General features: G+C 55.7%; 15 protein-coding genes. 10 read left to right on the top strand and 5 right to left on the bottom strand.

All coding sequences use genetic code 11. The features are described from left to right. Positions 1-3: 3 nt before the first annotated feature. Genes QPL95_RS14625 through QPL95_RS14615 form a run of 3 tightly spaced genes read right to left on the bottom strand, consistent with a single transcriptional unit; the run spans position 4 to position 3,704 of the window. Positions 4-564 (bottom strand): GspH/FimT family pseudopilin, encoded by a 561-nt coding sequence (locus QPL95_RS14625; RefSeq protein WP_303291734.1) that lies wholly within the window; start codon positions 562-564, stop codon positions 4-6. Between the two features lie 57 nt (positions 565-621). Next, a complete protein-coding gene (locus QPL95_RS14620; RefSeq protein ID WP_303291733.1) occupies positions 622-2,001 on the bottom strand; it encodes a sigma-54 dependent transcriptional regulator in 1,380 nt (459 codons plus the stop codon). Positions 2,002-2,057: 56 nt separating this feature from the next. Then, the gene (locus QPL95_RS14615) at positions 2,058-3,704 is read right to left on the bottom strand and encodes a PAS domain-containing sensor histidine kinase (protein WP_303291732.1); all 1,647 of its coding nucleotides are present in this window, start codon (positions 3,702-3,704) and stop codon (positions 2,058-2,060) included. Between the two features lie 93 nt (positions 3,705-3,797). On the opposite strand from QPL95_RS14615, the gene QPL95_RS14610 reads away from it, so the two are divergent. After that, positions 3,798-5,462 carry an NAD+ synthase gene (locus QPL95_RS14610; protein WP_303291731.1) on the top strand — a complete coding sequence of 555 codons (1,665 nt, stop codon included), beginning with the start codon at positions 3,798-3,800 and terminating at the stop codon, positions 5,460-5,462. Between the two features lie 10 nt (positions 5,463-5,472). On the opposite strand, the gene QPL95_RS14605 is transcribed toward QPL95_RS14610, so the two are convergent. Then, positions 5,473-6,306: an outer membrane protein assembly factor BamD gene (locus tag QPL95_RS14605; RefSeq protein WP_303291730.1), complete on the bottom strand. Its 834-nt coding sequence runs from the start codon at positions 6,304-6,306 to the stop codon at positions 5,473-5,475. A gap of 63 nt (positions 6,307-6,369) precedes the next feature. Between QPL95_RS14605 and rluD the strand changes: the two genes are divergently transcribed. From rluD to clpB, 3 genes are all read left to right on the top strand, one after another. Next, a complete protein-coding gene (rluD, locus tag QPL95_RS14600; RefSeq protein ID WP_303291729.1) occupies positions 6,370-7,347 on the top strand; it encodes a 23S rRNA pseudouridine(1911/1915/1917) synthase RluD in 978 nt (325 codons plus the stop codon). Next, the gene (gene pgeF / locus QPL95_RS14595) at positions 7,337-8,092 is read left to right on the top strand and encodes a peptidoglycan editing factor PgeF (protein WP_303291728.1); all 756 of its coding nucleotides are present in this window, start codon (positions 7,337-7,339) and stop codon (positions 8,090-8,092) included. Before rluD ends, pgeF begins: the two co-directional genes overlap by 11 nt. 158 nt (positions 8,093-8,250) lie before the next feature. Beyond that, the gene (clpB, locus tag QPL95_RS14590; RefSeq protein WP_303291727.1) at positions 8,251-10,827 is read left to right on the top strand and encodes an ATP-dependent chaperone ClpB; all 2,577 of its coding nucleotides are present in this window, start codon (positions 8,251-8,253) and stop codon (positions 10,825-10,827) included. An 81-nt stretch (positions 10,828-10,908) separates the two neighbouring features. Here clpB and QPL95_RS14585 read toward each other — a convergent pair whose 3' ends face one another. Further along, the gene (locus QPL95_RS14585) at positions 10,909-11,385 is read right to left on the bottom strand and encodes a DUF4124 domain-containing protein (RefSeq protein WP_303291726.1); all 477 of its coding nucleotides are present in this window, start codon (positions 11,383-11,385) and stop codon (positions 10,909-10,911) included. Between the two features lie 471 nt (positions 11,386-11,856). Here QPL95_RS14585 and QPL95_RS14580 point away from each other — a divergent pair, with 471 nt between their 5' ends. The 6 genes from QPL95_RS14580 (at position 11,857) to QPL95_RS14555 (ending at position 17,736) form a co-directional block, all read left to right on the top strand. After that, a complete protein-coding gene (locus tag QPL95_RS14580) occupies positions 11,857-13,575 on the top strand; it encodes an acetolactate synthase 3 large subunit (RefSeq protein WP_303291725.1) in 1,719 nt (572 codons plus the stop codon). Between the two features lie 2 nt (positions 13,576-13,577). Beyond that, a complete protein-coding gene (ilvN, locus tag QPL95_RS14575; RefSeq protein ID WP_303291724.1) occupies positions 13,578-14,069 on the top strand; it encodes an acetolactate synthase small subunit in 492 nt (163 codons plus the stop codon). A gap of 65 nt (positions 14,070-14,134) precedes the next feature. Further along, complete coding sequence (gene ilvC / locus QPL95_RS14570) at positions 14,135-15,151, top strand: ketol-acid reductoisomerase (protein ID WP_303291723.1); 1,017 nt, start codon at positions 14,135-14,137, stop codon at positions 15,149-15,151. Positions 15,152-15,241: 90 nt separating this feature from the next. Continuing rightward, on the top strand, positions 15,242-16,054 hold the full coding sequence (pssA, locus tag QPL95_RS14565; RefSeq protein WP_303291722.1) for a CDP-diacylglycerol--serine O-phosphatidyltransferase: 813 nt from the start codon (positions 15,242-15,244) through the stop codon (positions 16,052-16,054). Between the two features lie 93 nt (positions 16,055-16,147). Beyond that, positions 16,148-17,119 (top strand): protein-methionine-sulfoxide reductase catalytic subunit MsrP, encoded by a 972-nt coding sequence (msrP, locus tag QPL95_RS14560; protein WP_303291721.1) that lies wholly within the window; start codon positions 16,148-16,150, stop codon positions 17,117-17,119. Continuing rightward, entirely contained in the window at positions 17,119-17,736 is a 618-nt protein-coding gene (locus QPL95_RS14555; RefSeq protein WP_303291720.1) for a sulfite oxidase heme-binding subunit YedZ, read from the top strand. The genes msrP and QPL95_RS14555 overlap by 1 nt, the downstream gene beginning before the upstream one ends. Positions 17,737-18,068: the final 332 nt, after the last annotated feature.

The following is an 18,068-nucleotide window of genomic DNA, read 5'->3' as shown; positions in this document are numbered from 1 at the left end:
AGCCTATGGGCAGACGAGGTCTCGCCCATAGGCGTCTTCAGCGACTCCGTTGCCGTCGGTATCCCTGGCCATTATTGGGCGGCCGCCCATATTGATTCTGATCTGAAAGGCATTGCCTTCGTTGCCATTGTCCGGGCACCACAGAAGGTGGCCGATACTCGCCCTTGCCATTCCAGTTGGCCTGAATCCGAAGTGCTTCCTGATGCCCGTTCGGCCATGAAGTACACCTTCTCCGGGTGCGTCAAGAATCCTCAGAATATTGGCAGGGTCTGAAAGCGTCCGTTTCCTGCCTGGGTCAGCAAAGATGGTAATGGGTTGGTTCCAGTCGCGCGAGCAGCGATTCGTGCTGTCCAGTGGGCAGAGTGTCACGTTTGTAGAGCGTGTGATGGCCTGTGTTCGTGCGAAGCTGATGCCAGTGAGCAGATCGTTCCGTATGGTTTTTCGCTCCGTGAGTTCAATCAATTTACTGAACGAGGGGGCGCCGATACCCAGTGCAATAGAAAGGATGGTGATAGCGAGCAAAAGCTCAATCAGGGTCAGGCCCCGATGTTGAGAGGAAATCATGGTTACGTCCTTGTGAATGATGTTTAGGCCTTCGTCCTGAAGGTCAGAGGCAATTATCTACTCCATCCCCAACTTCTTCAACCGGTACCGCAGCGCCCGAAAACTGATTCCCAGCCGTTTCGCCGCCGCCGTCTTGTTCCACCGCGTAGCCTCGAGTGCTTTCTCAATAGCCTGTCGCTCAATGCTCTCAAGATAGCCTTCAAGATCAATCTCGCCCTCAGGTACGGTTGCGGCGTGAGAGTCACTGATGCCGTCTGAAGCCCGCATATTCAGGCCGGGCACAGCACCGCCGCCGAGGTGCAGATCGCCGGCATCAATCAGGTCTTCATCACACAGTGTAAAGGCCCGCTCCAGAATGTTCTCCAGTTCGCGGACGTTGCCGGGAAAATCATAGCGTTGCAGCCGATCAATGGCGGCCGGGGTGAGGCTTGCCGGCTCGCATTCATACTCTTTGGCGATGCGTTCAAGAATGTGGTTTGCCAGAAGCGGAATGTCGCTGGCGCGCTCCCGCAGGGGGGGCACGGCCAATTCAATGACGTTGATCCGGTAGAACAGGTCCTGACGGAAGTCACCTTCCTGAACCAGTTCGGGCAGGTTCTTGTGGGTGGCGCTGAGCACGCGGATATCCACCGGCACTTCTTTGGTATCACCCACCGGGCGAACGGCCTTCTCCTGGATGGCGCGCAACAGCTTTACCTGCATTGCCAGTGGCAGGTCTGCCACTTCGTCCAAGAACAGGGTGCCGCCGTCGGCACTTCGGAACAGGCCATCTTTGTTGTCTGTGGCACCGGTAAAACTGCCTTTCTTGTGGCCAAAAAACTCGCTTTCCATCAGTTCTGAAGGAATGGCGCCACAGTTAACGGCGATGAAGGGGCCATCTGCGCGGGGGCCCTGCAGGTGAATCATTCGTGCGACCAGTTCTTTACCGCTGCCAGATTCACCGCTGATAAACACGGGCGCCTGGCTTCTGGCCAGTTTGCGGGTCTGGTTCCGGAGTTTGCGTAGTTCGGGGGAATCGCCCAGCAACAGGCCGGGGTTGTCGGAGTCTGTGGTTTCCCGGACTTTAGGTTCAGACAACTTAAGCGCGCTGTTCACCAGTTCCCGCAGGCGAGGGAGTTCTACCGGCTTGGACACAAAGTCAAAGGCACCGGCTTTGAGCGATTCAATAGCGGTGTTCATGCTGCCGTAGGCGGTGATGACGGCTACCGGTGTCGCGGGGGTGTGCTGCTGAATCCATTGCACCAGTTCAATGCCGTTGCCATCCGGCAGGTTCATGTCGGTCAGGCACAGTTGCGGTTTGTGCTGTTCAAGCAGTGCGCGGGCGCTGGCCAGGTCGGCAGCTGTGTAGGTGGTGATGCCCATGCGCCCGAGGGTGATCTCAAGTAGGCTCCGGATATCCGGTTCGTCGTCAACAATCAGCGCTGTTTGATTGGTCATTTTCTGTGGTCGGTTCCCTGTTGAATTGCAAACGCCCGATGCCAGTGCATTTCTGGCTAGATCATCCGCCCTGGGTGGGCGAAGGTAATGCGGAATCGGCAGCCCGGCTGGTCGTCTTCCACCAGCGACAGGTGAGCCTGGTTGGCTTCACACAGTTCCCGGGCCAGATAAAGCCCAAGGCCGGTTCCGCTTTTGTCGGTTGTGAAGAAGGGCTCAAATACCGAGTTGCGATACTCCGGGGCAATGCCCGGCCCAAAATCCCGCACGTCCACATAGGCCCGTTCGCCATCGGCCGTGGCGCCTGCCAGTAATTGTATCCTGTTTTTGCCGGTCTGCTGCTTGCTGTACCTCAAACCATTGTCGCACAGGTTAACCATCACCTGCTCAATCTGGCTTTTATCAAAGCGTGCCGGGGGAATATTGCCAGGGGCGATCAGCTCAATGTCGGCCGGCGTGTTTTCATCCTGGGTATGCTGGAAATCGTTGCGGAACTCTGTCAACCAGGCATGAATGTCGACAACTTCTGAGTTGGCGGTCCTGCGTCTGGACAGGTCCAGTACGTTTTCGATGATGCCGTTTACCCGCCTTGAGTGCCGGCGGATGATGTCCAGCATTTGCAGGTCGCCGCTATCCAGGTGCGGGGATTCTTCCATCAGTTGTGCGGCGTGGCTGATTGCACCCAATGGGTTGCGGATCTCATGGGCAATGCCTGCAGTGAGCCGGCCCAGGGAAGCGAGTTTCATCTGTTGGGCTTGCTGGGTGACCTTGCTCATATCTTCAATGAACACGATTATCTGGTCGCCCCGCTCCTGGTCCAGCTGAGTGAAATTGGCCTGTAGTAAGGGTGACGTGGGCGAGGCCTGAAACGGTTCTATGCGCATGCTGGGGTTTTTAAGCCAGGTCTCAAGCCCCTTGCGCAACGCCCTGGGCAATAATCGCGAGGGGTGCTCACCGTTTGTTTGCGGTGAAGAGACTCCGAACAGAAGCTCTTCGGCGGCCGCATTGGCCAGGCGAATCTGGCCGTACCGGTCGAGTACCAGAATGCCCGTGCGCATTCTCTGGATAATTTGTTGGTTGATCTGCTCCAGTTCCGCAATGCTTCTGGCCCGGCTGGTCGCCAGGGCTTCGCTGCGGATCACTTTTTTCGAGATGCCCTGCAGTATGAATGCTGCAGAAAAATACAGAATCCCCAATGAGCCGGCCCGCACGATATCGTCAGCGGATTCGTTGATGGCCAGTACGGCCCAGGAGGAAATCCCGAGTGAACAGATAGCCGCCAGTGCAGCATAAAAGGTGCCCAGGCGACTGGGCGTGAGGATGTTTCCGGCGGCAACAGACACAATGACCAGGTTGGCAAGGCCGTTGGTGATACCGGAGCTGGCCAGCAGCAATCCATGGATCAGAAGAATGTCAGCCAGTATGGAGAGCGTAATGTGCCGTTGCCGGGGATGAAAGCCGGCGACCAGGATCAAGGCCACAAAGCCGTTGATGGCCAGGTAGGCAACGGCGCCTGCCTGGTAGTAGTCCAGCCAGCGAAATTTGGTGTCAGCGATAAACGGTTCAACGAACAGCAACCCCACCAGCACCAGGCTGATCACAACCCGGTAGTGGTTATAAATGCGGAACAGCCTGGCCTGCTGACCCTTGGCGCGCGGCCCGAATGGCGAGTGCGCGACGGCTGTTGTGAGGGAGTCTTCTGCCATAGGTCGTGTTATCTGCAGTTGGTCAGGAGAATTTCTCGGCTGTGCGGGGTTATAATAGCCTTTTAACGGCAATAAGTTACAGGAGCCTTTTGCATGTCGGCACCGGGTAAAGTACGCGAGGAATTATCCGCCGCAAAGAACTTGCGGGTGGTTATGGCCCAGCTGGATTTTCTGGTGGGAGACATTCCCGGCAATACGGACCTGATCATTCAGGCTGCCCGTGAAGCCTGGCAGGATTACCAGGCCGACATTGTGGTGTTTCCGGAACTGTGTCTGACGGGCTACCCTCCGGAGGACCTGTTGCTGAGGCCAAGTCTGGATTTGCGGGTGGCGGAAGCACTGGATCGGTTGAGGCAGGAAAAGCTCGAGCCGGCCATAGTGATAGGTGCGCCGGTGCGCTCTGGTGGCCTGCTGTTCAACGCCGGTATCGTGATCGAGGGTGGCGAGCTGCGGGGCCAGTACTTCAAACGCTGCCCGCCTAACTATCAGGTGTTTGACGAGAAGCGTTATTTTGCCGAGGGCCGTGAAACCCTGGTGCTGGATATCAAAGGGGTACCCGTAGGCATCACGGTATGTGAGGATCTCTGGAAAGATGGCCCGCTGGAAGACACCGCCGCGGCCGGAGCTCGTCTGGTTCTCAATCTCAATGCTTCGCCTTACGACATCGACAAGCAGGCTCGGCGTAAGGCCCTGCTGGAGCGTAAGGCGGCCGACAACAAAGTCAGCATTGTGTACACCAATTTGGTGGGTGGCCAGGATGAGCTGGTGTTTGATGGCGGCTCAATGGTGTTCGATCATTCCGGAGCTTTGGCGGTTGAGATACCCCAGTTTACGGCCGGTCTGTTCCCGGTGGATTTCCTTTGTGAGCACCATTGTCAGCCGGTTTCCCAGTCGCTTTGTCCTGAGCCATCCCTGGAAGCCAACGTCTACAATGCTCTGGTGACCGGAGTTCGGGATTACGTCAACAAAAATGGCTTTAAATCGGTGGTGCTGGGGTTGTCTGGTGGCATTGACTCGGCAGTGACACTGGCGGTGGCGGTTGACGCCCTTGGCAAGGAGCGGGTGAGGGCGGTGATGATGCCGTTCCGTTACACCTCCAGCGCCAGTCTGGAAGATGCAGAGGCGCAGGCTTCGGCGCTTGATGTTCATTACGACGTGTTTTCCATCGAGCCCATGTACGATGCCTTCATGGCAACACTCGCCCAGCCCTTTGAAGGCACCCGGCCGGATACGACGGAAGAGAATTTGCAGGCGCGGTTGCGTGGGGTGTTGCTGATGTCCCTGTCCAACAAGTTCGGTTCTCTGGTGCTGACCACCGGCAACAAGAGTGAAATGGCGGTTGGTTATTCGACCCTGTACGGTGACATGGCTGGCGGTTTTGATGTCCTGAAAGATGTGCCCAAAACCCTGGTGTTCCGTCTGGCACGCTATCGGAACAAGGTGTCTCCGGTGATTCCGGAACGGGTTATCACCAGGCCGCCATCAGCGGAGCTGGCGCCGGATCAGAAAGACGAAGATAGCCTGCCGGGCTATGACATTCTGGACCAGATCCTCAACCTATACGTGGAACGGGATTACAGCGCCGACGCGATTGTAGCGGAAGGCTTTGACCGTGCGGATGTAGAGCGGGTTACTCGCCTGGTGGATATCAACGAATACAAGCGCCGGCAGGCCCCTATCGGGGTGCGCATTACCGAGCGCGGGTTTGGTAAGGACCGCCGGTATCCGATCACCAACGGTTGGAAAATCGGCAAGTAAGGCGTGGGCCTTACTCGTCGCCGATCAGGCCGAAGGTGATCACGTTGGTGAGAGATCGGCTCTGCTGCTGCATCTGATCTGGTTGAAACTCACCGTTTTCGTTGAACGCGTCACTGTCCGGGAAGTTCTTGCGCAAGGTGGCGATGGCGTCGCTGGCGCCTTTTTTCAGGTCCATGAAGCGGAAAGTGTCGGCCAGAATAATAAGGGCCTGTTCAACGGCGGGTGACGAGGGGTAGTTTTCGACCACGTAGCGAGCCCGGTTATTGGCGGCGATATAGGCTTCACGTTTAATGTAATAGCGGGCCGCATGCACTTCCAGTTCGGCCATGCGATTACGGATAGCGATCATCCGCTGACGGGCGTCGGGTGCGTATTCGCTGTCAGGGAAACGGTTCAGCAACTGAGAAAAGTCTCGGAAGGCCTGCAGCTGCTCGCCCGGGTTGCGGGCGGCGACATCAATCGGGAAGTACCGGGCGGCCAGTCCCAGGTCCAGGTTGTAAGATGCCAGGCCGCGCATATACAGAGCGTAGTCCAGTTGTTCGCTTTGGGGGTTGAGGCGGATGAAGCGGTCGGCGGCGGCCCGGGCGCCTTCCAGGTCGAGGTTCTGGTAGCGGGCGTAAATCAGGTCGAGCTGCGCCTGTTCGGCGTAGCGGCCAAACGGATAGTAGGTCTCCAGCGCATCCAGGTTTTGTTCTGCTTCGTTGAAATTGCCGGAGTCCATGGCAGCACGAGCGTTCTCGTAATAGGTTTCTTCCGGCAGTACTTCCACGTCTTTCTGGGAGGCGCAGCCAGCGGCCAGCGCGATGATTGTGGAAAGTAGCAGTAATCGGACAACTGATCTCATGCCGGAATCCCGTATAATGGTCACAACTTGAATGAATTTCGCATTGTAGCAAAAAGAGGCTGAATGTCTTCCAATAACCGGATTACCGGACATTACGTAATACCCCCGCAACTCAGTGACAAGCGTCTGGATCAGGCGGCTGCCGAGTTGATTCCTGAGCATTCTCGCTCCCGCCTGCAGTCGTGGATCAAAAGCGGCGCGTTGACAGTGAACGGCAACATCCGCAAGCCCAGAGACAAGGTGATGCTCAATGATGTGTTGGAGCTGGATGCTGAGCCGGAAGTTCAGGTGACCTGGGAAGCCGAGCCCATTACCCTGGATATTGTCTACGAAGACGAACACATACTGGTTATCAACAAACCTGCCGGCCTGGTGGTTCATCCGGCAGCGGGCCATGCCGATGGTACTCTGGTGAATGCTCTGCTGAACCATGCCCCCGAGGTTGAGAATCTGCCCCGGGCTGGCATTGTGCATCGTCTGGACAAGGATACGTCCGGGATTATGGTGGTTGCCCGCAGCCTCATTGCCCACACCTCCCTGGTGGATCAATTGCAAACACGCACCATGGGGCGGGAGTACGAAGCGGTGGTGGTGGGTTCGCTCACCGGCGGCGCTACGGTAGATGCTCCGATCGGCCGACACCCGCAGGACCGTAAGCGCATGGCAGTGGTCTCTTCCGGGAAGCCGGCGGTTACTCACTACCGGCTGATCGAACGCTTTGCCGCCCACACTCATATCCACTGCAAGCTTGAAAGTGGGCGAACCCATCAAATCCGGGTTCACATGACCCACGTGCGCCACCCGCTGGTCGGTGATCCGGTGTATGGTGGCCGCCTGCGCCTACCCAAAGGCACCACCGAAGAGTTGCGTTTAGCGCTGGCCGCATTTCACCGGCAGGCATTGCATGCCAGGAAGCTTACCCTGCAACATCCGGAAACGGGAGAGATCCTCAGTTGGGAAGTCCCGCTGCCGGAAGACATGGTGCAGCTCATCGAAGCCCTGCGCAAGCATGCCCGGGATTTGGAAAACAATGATTTCTGAGAGCCTGGTTCTGCGCCCGGACTGGCCTGCTCCCCGAAAGGTGCGGGCGCTTTGCACAACCCGCAAGGGTGGTGTCAGTCGGCCCCCGTGGAATAGTCTGAACCTCGGGGTGCATGTGGGGGACAATCCGGAGCATGTTGGCCAGAATCGCCAGCGACTGGCGCAGTTCACCGGTGTTGATGCGAATCGTATCGGGTGGCTTAACCAGGTACACGGTACCCGGGTTGTCGAACTCACTGCGGATAACGCGGGCGCCTGCCCCGATGCCGATGCCAGCTTTACCCGGCAGGCGGGTGTTGCCTGTGCAATTCTGACGGCAGACTGCCTGCCGGTTATCGTCGCCGACCGGCAGGGCAGCGTGGTCGGTGCCGCCCATGCAGGCTGGCGCAGCCTTTGCGGCGGCGTGCTGGAAAACCTGATTGACGCCATGGCGGTAGATCCTTCTGAACTCGTCGCCTGGTTCGGCCCGGCCATTGGCCCGCAAAATTTCGAGGTTGGCCCGGAGGTTCGTGCTGCGTTCGTGAGCGAGCAGGTGGAATCGGCTGTTGCCTTCAGTGAGCGGGGTGCCCGCCCGGGGCATTTCTTCGCTGACATTTACAAACTGGCGCGTTTGCGACTGACCCGTGCGGGAGTTTCGACGGTTCTGGGTGGCAGCCTCTGTACCGTTTATGATCAGGAGTGGTTCTATTCCTATCGACGAGATGGTCAGACCGGTCGTATGGCAACATTGGTCTGGATGAACTGACAACCGTCAATTTTCTGACGATATTCTGCTGGCCTCGCTTGAAGTCCCCCGTATTGCCCCTACATTAAACATCAAGACAAGGTGAATGCCGTCAGATTGAACGTGCTGCCGTCCGTATGGCATGCCAGGTATTCCAGAATTATTCGGGGACAGAGACTATGAGAATCGACAAACTCACCAGCAAGTTGCAAAGCGCACTGGCAGATGCCCAGTCCATTGCGGTTGGTAAAGACCACAACTTCATTGAGCCGGTTCACCTGATGCAGGCTTTGCTCGATCAGCAGGGTGGTTCGATGAAGCCGCTGCTGAAGCAAGTCGGCGTAGAGCCGGGCCGGGTGCGCCAGGCGGTTGCCAAGGAAATCGAAAACCTGCCAGAAGTACAGGGCAATGCCGGCGACGTTTCCATGTCGAACGACATGGGGCGCCTGTTCAATATTTCGGACAAGCTTGCCCAGAAGCGAGGCGACCAGTTCATCTCCAGCGAATTGATTCTGCTGGCGGCAGTGGAAGATCGGGGCTCTCTTGGCCGCATTCTTCGTGAACATGGTCTGGACAAAGCGGCTCTGGAAAAAGCGATTGATGAGGTTCGAGGCGGAGAATCCGTTAACGATGCCGGCGCCGAAGAAAACCGCCAGGCGCTGTCAAAATATACCATTGACCTGACTGAACGGGCTTTGGCAGGCAAGCTTGATCCGGTGATTGGCCGGGATGATGAAATTCGTCGCACGATCCAGGTGCTGCAGCGTCGCCGGAAGAATAACCCGGTGCTGATTGGCGAGCCGGGGGTCGGTAAAACGGCCATCGTTGAAGGTTTGGCTCAGCGCATTGTGAACGGCGAAGTACCGGATGGCCTCAAAGATAAGAAAGTATTGTCACTGGATATGGGCTCGCTGATTGCCGGAGCCAAGTTCCGCGGCGAGTTCGAGGAACGCCTGAAAGCCGTGCTCAACGAGCTGTCGAAGCAGGAAGGCCAGATCATCCTGTTTATTGATGAAATCCACACCATGGTGGGTGCTGGCAAGGCCGAAGGCTCGATGGACGCAGGCAATATGCTCAAGCCGGCTCTGGCCCGCGGTGAGTTGCACTGTGTGGGTGCAACAACCCTGAATGAATACCGAGAGAATATCGAGAAAGATGCAGCCCTGGAGCGTCGTTTCCAGAAAGTGTTGGTCAGCGAGCCCAATGAGGAAGACACGATAGCGATTCTTCGCGGCCTCAAAGAGCGCTACGAGGTTCATCACGGCGTTGAGGTCACGGATGGTGCCATTATTGCTGCCGCCAAATTGTCGCATCGCTACATTACCGACCGTCAGTTGCCGGATAAAGCTATCGACCTGGTGGACGAAGCGGCCAGTCAGATCCGTATGGAAATGGACTCCAAGCCCGAGGCACTTGATCGCCTGGAGCGTCGGCTAATTCAGCTCAAAATTGAACGGGAGGCGCTGAAGAAGGAAACCGATGCGGCCTCGAAGAAGCGCCTGGAAGAGTTGTCGGCGGTTATCGGCTGTGTTGAGCGTGAATACGCGGATCTTGAAGAGGTCTGGAATGCTGAGAAGGCAGCGTTGCATGGTTCCCAGAAGATCAAGAGCCAGTTGGAGCAGGCGCGGACGGACTTGGAGAATGCGCGTCGGGCCGGTGATCTGGGCAAGATGTCTGAGCTGCAGTACGGCAAGATTCCGGAACTTGAGCGCCAGCTGGATATGGCCAGCCAGGCCGAGATGATGGAAATGAAGCTGTTGCGCAATCGGGTGACGGACGAAGAGATTGCAGAGATTGTGTCCAAGTGGACCGGTATTCCGGTGTCCAAGATGCTGGAAGGTGAGCGCGACAAGCTGATGCGAATGGAAGAAGCCCTTCATGGTCGTGTGATTGGCCAGCATGAAGCGGTAGAGGCCGTTTCCAATGCGGTTCGCCGATCCCGTGCCGGCTTGTCAGATCCTAACCGGCCGAATGGGTCTTTTCTGTTCCTTGGCCCCACTGGTGTGGGGAAAACCGAGTTGTGTAAAGCTCTGGCTTCGTTTCTGTTCGACACTGAAGAAGCCATGGTTCGGATTGATATGTCCGAGTTTATGGAGAAACACTCAGTCGCTCGATTGATTGGCGCGCCTCCTGGCTACGTGGGGTATGAAGAGGGTGGCTATCTGACCGAAGCCGTTCGCCGCAGGCCCTATTCAGTTCTGTTGCTGGATGAGGTGGAGAAGGCGCACCCGGATGTGTTCAACGTGCTTTTGCAGGTATTGGATGATGGTCGTCTGACCGATGGCCAGGGCCGAACCGTCGATTTCCGGAATACCGTGATCGTGATGACGTCGAACCTGGGCTCTCACATCATTCAGGAAAAGGCCGGTGAAGAGAACTACGAGGATATGAAGTCCGCCGTTATGGAAGTGGTGGGCACCCATTTCCGTCCCGAGTTCATCAACCGAGTAGATGAGGTGGTGGTGTTTCACCCGCTGGCGGAAAGCCAGATTCAGGGCATTGCCAGCATTCAGGTTGAAAACCTGGCTAAGCGCCTGAAAGATCAGGATATGAAGCTTGAACTGGGGGATGATGCACTGCAGTTGCTCGCCGAAGTGGGGTATGACCCGGTCTATGGCGCTCGCCCGCTGAAGCGAGCCATTCAGCGTATGATCGAAAACCCGCTGGCGCAGATGCTGCTGCAAGGGGAGTTTGTGTCGGGTGATATCATTCGGGCGACCGTGCAGGGCGATAAGTTGACGTTCACCAAAGGCTAAGGCTTTGCTGGACCCTGCGCCAAAGAATAAGAGCCAGAGCGGTTGCCCGCTCTGGCTCTTATTCGTTCAGTTGGTCAAATTTCAGCGTGGAGCGTCGCCAGCCTGCGCGGGGCCGCAGTTTTCAGCTGCAATCTCTTCAAACTGCTGGCGCTTCTCTTCAATTTCCTCGGGGTTGAGGTAGCGCATTTCGCCATCTTCTTCGACCCGAATCCGCGCATTACTGTTAATCACTTTCAGATTCGACTGGGCCGTGGCGCAGTTTGCTTCGCGCTGCTTTCTGTTTGCTTCCTCAGCGGCGGTTTCTTGCTGGCGTTGCGCTGCGGTTTGCTGCTGTTCTTCCAGCTGATTCAGTTGTTCCTGCGGGCTTGTCCGGCTGTTTTCGGCATTGCGACTGGTGCCGGAGCGAACATTCACCTGCTCAGCATTCTTGCCGGTCGGTTGCCGGTCGCCAAAATGTGTTACGCCGTTTTCGTCTGTCCATTTGTATACTGAACCACCCATGGCCAGGCCGGGGGTGGCGGCCATCAGAATAGAAAACATCAGGATTTTTCGGTTCATGTCTCTGCCCGTCTTTCGGTTACTGCCTGAAGGTATCATGCCATCCGGAGGATGGATTTTCTTCTGCCTGGTTCAAAACTCTTGCATTGTTATTTGCCCAGTATGGCAGAGTAGAACAGAAAATGGTGCCATTTAAGCCACAACGACTATTGACAGCGAGTTTCCCGCTGTCAGAATTACCGATTGCCTGAAGACTGGGGTCAATACGGCAGGCAATCCCGAGCGAGTATCCCCCGTTAATCACCACACCGAGTGCGCCATGTGCTGGCGGGCGATGGTTGTTGCTTACGTGCAACCCGTTGATTGGCCGTTCTCCGCAACCCTCAGGAGGGCGGCTGGCCAGGAGACAACCTCTTTAGAATTGGTGTGGAGGAATACGCCGGTTCCGCTTTCAAAAGAAGCAGGGAAACCGAAAATCCAGGCAACCGGGGCGTAACCCGGCTCATTCACTCGTAGAAGAGGGTAGAAAACGTGGAGTTATTGTCTGGTGCCGATATGCTGATCCGCTCCCTTCAAGATGAAGGGATCGAATACATATACGGCTATCCGGGTGGTGCAGCCCTTCATATATATGATGCGCTGTTCAGGCAGGATAAAGTCAAACACATTCTGGTTCGGCACGAACAGGCGGCGGTCCATATGGCCGACGGCTACGCCCGTGCAACCGGAAAACCGGGTACCGTACTGGTTACTTCGGGTCCTGGCGCCACCAACACGATTACCGGTATTGCTACCGCCTTTATGGACTCCATCCCGATGGTGGTTCTGTGCGGTCAGGTGGCATCGACCTTGATTGGCGAAGACGCCTTCCAGGAAACCGACATGATCGGTGTTTCCCGGCCGGTGGTGAAGCACAACCTGAGTGTGCGCCACCCGGAGGAAATCCCGGAAGTGATTCGCAAGGCCTACTACATTGCAGCGACCGGCCGCCCAGGCCCGGTTGTGGTGGATATCCCGAAGGATATGACCACGCCGAACGAGCGCTATGAGTACGCCTACCCGAAGAAGGTCAAGCTGCGCTCCTACAATCCGGCCATTCGCGGTCACGCAGGCCAGATCAAGAAGGCTGTCGACATGCTGATGGCGGCCAAGCGTCCGGTCATCTACGCCGGCGGCGGCGTCATTCTTGGCAAGGCGTCCAGCCAGTTGACGGAGCTGACCCGCACGCTGGGTTTCCCGATCACCAATACGCTGATGGGGATTGGCTGTTATCCGGCAACTGACAAGCAGCATCTGGGTTGGCTGGGTATGCACGGAACCTACGAAGCCAATATGGTCATGCACCATTCTGATCTGATTCTCTGCGTCGGAGCCCGATTTGACGACCGGGTCACCAACGCGACAGAGAAGTTTTGCCCTGGTGCCCGGATTATTCATATCGACATCGATCCGGCGTCTATTTCCAAAACCATTGATGCCGATGTGCCGATCGTAGGCCCCGTTGATGCTGTTCTGAAGGAAATGCTTTCACTGATTAAAGAAAGCAAGGAGAAGCCTGACGCGGACGCCATTGCGGCCTGGTGGAAACAGATTGAAGAGTGGCGCGCGTTCCACGGTATGCGTTACGAAACCAGCCCGGATGTCATCAAGCCTCAGGAAGTGGTCGAGATGCTCTGGCGGCTCACCAACGGTGATGCCTTCGTGACCACCGATGTGGGTCAGCATCAGATGTTTACGGCCCAGTACTACAAGTTCGACAAACCCAACCGTTGGATCAACTCCGGCGGCCTGGGTACCATGGGCTTCGGTCTGCCGGCCGCCATGGGTGTCAAGCTGACGCACCCGGATCACGAAGTGTTGTGCTTTACCGGTGAAGGCAGTATCCAGATGAATATTCAGGAGCTGTCTACCTGCAAGCAATACGATCTGCCGGTGAAGATCATCAACCTGAATAACCAGGCGCTGGGCATGGTCAAGCAGTGGCAGGATATGAACTATGAATCCCGTCATTCGCAGTCGTATATGGAGTCCCTGCCGGATTTCATCAAGCTGGCAGAAGCATACGGTCACGTAGGTGTGCGCATAGATCGCAAGGAAGATCTTGAGCCCAAGCTCAAAGAGGTTCTGGCGATGAAAGACAAACTCGTGTTTGTCGACATCTATGTGGATCGCTTTGAACATGTGTACCCGATGCAGGTTGCCCGTGGTTCGATGAAAGATATGTGGCTCAGCAAAACGGAGAGGGTGTGATCATGCGTCGAATCATTTCTGTTTTGCTGGAAAACGAGCCGGGCGCACTGTCCCGCGTGGTTGGTCTGTTTTCGCAGCGCAACTACAATATCGAGACCTTGACGGTGGCTCCCACGGAAGACCCCACCTTGTCACGCCTGACCGTGACCACCTCCGGATCAGACAAGGTGATCGAGCAGATCACCAAGCAGCTGAACAAGCTGATCGAGGTCGTCAAGCTGGTCGATCTGACTGAGGGTGCTCACATCGAGCGCGAGCTGATGTTGGTCAAGCTGAAGGCGACGGGCTCTCAGCGTGCTGAAATCAAGCGCACTGTCGATATTTTTCGGGGTCAGATTGTTGATGTAACCAGCTCTGTCTACACCGTTCAGCTGGCGGGTGACAGCAGCAAGCTTGATGGCTTTATTCAGGCGGTTGGTACGTCAGGGGTATTGGAAGTGGTGCGTACGGGTGTATCCGGTATCGCGCGAGGCGAAAAAGTACTCAGCCTTTAATGGCTGTATCAAAAATTCGAACATCATGGCCCCGGTTGGCCATTACTTAATAGCAGAGGTTTCTAATGCAGGTTTATTACGATAAGGATTGCGATCTGTCCATCATCCAGGGCAAGAAAGTTGCCATTTTGGGTTTCGGCTCTCAGGGCCACGCTCACGCGTGTAACCTGAAAGACTCCGGTGTGGACGTGGTTGTTGGTCTGCGCGCGGGTTCATCCTCTATTGCCAAGGCAGAGGCCTACGGCCTTAAGACCAGCGATGTTGCATCAGCCGTTGCAGCGGCAGACGTTGTAATGGTGCTGACTCCGGATGAATTCCAGTCACAGCTGTATAAGGAAGAAATCGAGCCAAACCTGAAGCAGGGCGCTACCCTGGCGTTTGCTCACGGCTTCGCTATCCATTACAACCAGATCGTTCCGCGTAAAGATCTGGACGTCATCATGGTTGCTCCGAAAGCTCCGGGCCACACCGTGCGTACCGAGTTCACCAAAGGCGGTGGCATTCCTGATCTGATCGCGATCTTCCAGGATGCATCCGGCAAAGCCAAAAACCTGGCTCTGTCATACGCCAGCGGTATCGGTGGCGGCCGTACCGGTATCATCGAAACGACCTTCAAAGACGAAACTGAAACCGATCTGTTCGGTGAGCAGGCGGTTCTTTGCGGTGGTGCGGTTGAGCTGGTCAAGGCGGGTTTTGAAACTCTGACCGAAGCCGGTTACGCGCCAGAGATGGCTTACTTCGAGTGTCTGCACGAGCTCAAGCTGATCGTTGACCTGATGTACGAGGGCGGTATCGCCAACATGAACTACTCCATCTCCAACAACGCGGAGTATGGTGAGTACGTGACCGGGCCTGAGGTGATCAACGAGCAGTCCCGTGAAGCCATGCGTAATGCTCTCAAGCGTATTCAGAGTGGCGAGTACGCCAAGATGTTCATCTCCGAAGGAGCGCTGAACTACCCGTCCATGACCGCGCGTCGTCGCCAGAATGCGGCTCACGACATCGAAGTTGTGGGTGAGAAGCTGCGCGGCATGATGCCGTGGATCTCTGCGAACAAGATCGTGGATAAAGAAAAGAACTGATCCGGAATTACCGGTACGGTTTGGAAGCGCGGCCCTAGTGGCCGCGTTTTTCGTATATACTCCGCTCAAACGCTTTCCGGAGTTGATGGAATGACTGAAAAGAGAAAATCTGTAGAACATACCGATCCCGAGCAGGCTGTTGAGCCGGATATTGAGGCAGGTGAGGTGGTAGAAGAAGAATTGGTTGAGGGGGCTAAAGTGCGCAGAAAAGGTATCTATCTGCTCCCCAACGCGCTGACAACCGCGTCATTATTTTCCGGGTTTTACGCGATTGTTTCTGCCGCCAATGGTGTTTTTGATAACGCTGCCGTTGCCATTTTTGTTTCCATGATTCTTGATGGCCTCGATGGGCGTGTTGCCCGTATGACCAATACCCAAAGCAAGTTTGGTGAGGAATACGACAGCCTGGCAGACATGGTTGCCTTTGGTGTGGCGCCAGGCCTGGTAGCTTTCTTCTGGTCACTGAACGGTATGGATAAGCTGGGGTGGGCCATTACATTTATCTATGTCGCGGGTGCGGCTCTTCGCCTGGCGAGGTTCAATACCCAGATCGGCTCGGTAGATAAAAAGTACTTTGTTGGCCTGCCAAGCCCTGCTGCCGCTGCCTGTGTGGCCGGGTTGGTTTGGTGTTTCCACACCTTCGAGCCAGCGGGATGGCTTACCCTGCTTACGATGGTTGTCGTCGGGGGAACCGGAGTGCTGATGGTGAGCAATATTCTGTATCGCAGTTTCAAGGATCTGGATCTCCGGGGAAGGGTGCCTTTTGCGGCCATTTTGCTGGTTGTGCTGATCTTTGTGGTGATCGCACTTGATCCCGCTACCGTACTGTTTACTGCGTTCCTGATATACGCGTTGTCCGGTCCGGTGCGAGCCCTCTTTCGCAATAAGGGTAAGCGGGCCTGACGGCCACTCTGTTTCCGCCCGGGTTAAATCGGGCGGGAATTTCTCCAGGAATGTTCGGTCTATGTGGATAACAGCGAACTCTGGAGCCTTCCGATGTTTATCAAGCAGCGCCCGTCCTGGGCTATTTCCGAATCCGAAGTTACACCTGAATCCGTCTATCTGAATCGTCGCAAGTTCATGTCTGGCGTTGTTGCATCGGCGGCAACGCTTGCCATGCCGGGCCTGTTACAGGCGAAAGAAAGCTCAAAGCTTGAGGCGCTGGATTACCGTCAGGCTGCCGAGTATTCAACGGATGAGCCCCCTGCTCCCTACGACGACATAACCCGGTACAACAATTTCTACGAGTTTGGCACCGATAAAGGCGATCCTGCCCATCATGCGGGACAGATGTCGGTCGATCCCTGGTCGATAGAGGTGGAGGGTGAGTGTGCTCGCCCAGGCAGGTATGCTCTGGACGACCTGCTTGAGCCCCACAGCTACCAGGAGCGTATCTATCGCCTACGCTGTGTTGAGGCGTGGTCCATGGTTATCCCGTGGGTGGGCGTTCCCCTTGCTGATGTATTGAAAAGACTGGAGCCGACGTCGAAGGCGAAGTACGTCTACTTTGAGACGCTTCATCGTCCGGAGCAGATGCCGGGTCAGCGCTCACTGTTCAGTACTATTGACTGGCCCTACCGGGAAGGCTTGCGCATGGATGAGGCGATGAATGAGTTGTCATTCCTGGCAGTCGGGCTCTATGGGAAAGCGTTGCCTAATCAGAACGGCGCCCCGATCCGGTTGGTCGTGCCGTGGAAGTACGGCTTCAAAAGCATCAAGTCCATAGTCCGCATCCGTTTTATGGAAGAGCAGCCGAAAACCAGTTGGGAGATGATCGCTCCGAGTGAGTATGGGTTCTACGCCAATGTAAATCCGGACGTGGATCATCCGCGCTGGAGTCAGAAGCGCGAACGACGCTTGCCGTCCGGAATTTTTCGGCCGAATTGGATTGAGACGACGAAATTCAATGGCTATGAGCAGCAGGTGTCCCATCTGTATAAAGGAATGGATTTGGCGAAGTTCTACTGATGGCAGGGGTTATGCGTAAGGGCGTTTCGGTGGTTTGGTTAAAAATCGCTCTTTTTCTAATAGCTTTGTTGCCACTCGCGGTGCTGATCAAAAACCTGGTAACAGGTAACCTGGGGCCGGATCCTGCCCAGGTCATCACCGAGAGCTTGGGTCTTGGTGCCTTTCAGCTCCTGCTTGCTACACTATCGATAACGCCCCTGAAAAAGCTCACTGGGTGGAGTGGTTGGCTGAAATGTCGCCGGATGCTGGGGTTGTTCGCATTTTTTTATGCCGTTTTGCATGTGATGGCGTTTCTGCAGTTGATTTTAGGGTGGGGGGATCTGTGGGTCACCTTTACTCGCCGGCCCTACATAATCGCTGGTGCTGCGGCATTTCTTCTGCTCGTTCCACTGGCGGTGACGTCGACGAGGAAAATGATGAAGCGCACCGGGCGTTGGTGGAAGCCATTGCACCGACTGATCTACCCATCTGCCATTTTGGTGTGGGTGCATTTTCTCTGGCAGGCAAGAAGTGATGTCACCGAGATGGTGGTTTACGGCGGGTTATTGTTTCTTCTTCTTGCGGTAAGGGCATATTGGTCCGGTTTGTCTTCATTGGTTCCCCTTAGAAAAGCGTAAATTCGATCAAAGTTTGTTCCTTTTGGTGGGGTATTGATCAGTCGAATAGGTGGAAACCGAAGTTAGAGAGTTTTTTTGAGAAAGAGTGTTGACAGTTTTTCTTACGCCTGTAGAATGCGCACCACTTCTGAGGGACAAGCCGCTAACGGCAACCTCCCAAACGAAAGCAACTGTTTGAAAGTATTCGAAAATTTAGAGTTTAAAATCTTCGAAATAAACGGTTGACAAGGTAGCGGAACGATGTAGAATACGCCACCTTGATTGAGCAACAGCTCAAACGCTCTTTAAAAAGTTGACCAAGTAATTCGTGTGGGCGCTGGCCGAGGTATTTC

The organism is Marinobacter sp. SS5-14b, from assembly GCF_030541005.1.
Taxonomy (GTDB): Bacteria; Pseudomonadota; Gammaproteobacteria; order Pseudomonadales; family Oleiphilaceae; genus Marinobacter.
The sequence above is the reverse complement of the archived record's forward strand: the minus strand, read 5'-3'. Positions and strand labels throughout refer to the sequence as shown.

Coding starts and splice junctions, on each gene's coding strand:
- QPL95_RS14610 (WP_303291731.1), top strand. CDS start 3,798: ATGTCGGCACCGGGTAAAGTACGCGAGGAATTATCCGCCGCAAAGAAC.
- pssA (WP_303291722.1), top strand. CDS start 15,242: ATGACTGAAAAGAGAAAATCTGTAGAACATACCGATCCCGAGCAGGCT.
- ilvC (WP_303291723.1), top strand. CDS start 14,135: ATGCAGGTTTATTACGATAAGGATTGCGATCTGTCCATCATCCAGGGC.
- clpB (WP_303291727.1), top strand. CDS start 8,251: ATGAGAATCGACAAACTCACCAGCAAGTTGCAAAGCGCACTGGCAGAT.
- pgeF (WP_303291728.1), top strand. CDS start 7,337: ATGATTTCTGAGAGCCTGGTTCTGCGCCCGGACTGGCCTGCTCCCCGA.
- rluD (WP_303291729.1), top strand. CDS start 6,370: ATGTCTTCCAATAACCGGATTACCGGACATTACGTAATACCCCCGCAA.
- QPL95_RS14620 (WP_303291733.1), bottom strand. CDS start 2,001: ATGACCAATCAAACAGCGCTGATTGTTGACGACGAACCGGATATCCGG.
- QPL95_RS14605 (WP_303291730.1), bottom strand. CDS start 6,306: ATGAGATCAGTTGTCCGATTACTGCTACTTTCCACAATCATCGCGCTG.
- QPL95_RS14555 (WP_303291720.1), top strand. CDS start 17,119: ATGGCAGGGGTTATGCGTAAGGGCGTTTCGGTGGTTTGGTTAAAAATC.
- QPL95_RS14625 (WP_303291734.1), bottom strand. CDS start 564: ATGATTTCCTCTCAACATCGGGGCCTGACCCTGATTGAGCTTTTGCTC.
- ilvN (WP_303291724.1), top strand. CDS start 13,578: ATGCGTCGAATCATTTCTGTTTTGCTGGAAAACGAGCCGGGCGCACTG.
- QPL95_RS14615 (WP_303291732.1), bottom strand. CDS start 3,704: ATGGCAGAAGACTCCCTCACAACAGCCGTCGCGCACTCGCCATTCGGG.
- QPL95_RS14585 (WP_303291726.1), bottom strand. CDS start 11,385: ATGAACCGAAAAATCCTGATGTTTTCTATTCTGATGGCCGCCACCCCC.
- msrP (WP_303291721.1), top strand. CDS start 16,148: ATGTTTATCAAGCAGCGCCCGTCCTGGGCTATTTCCGAATCCGAAGTT.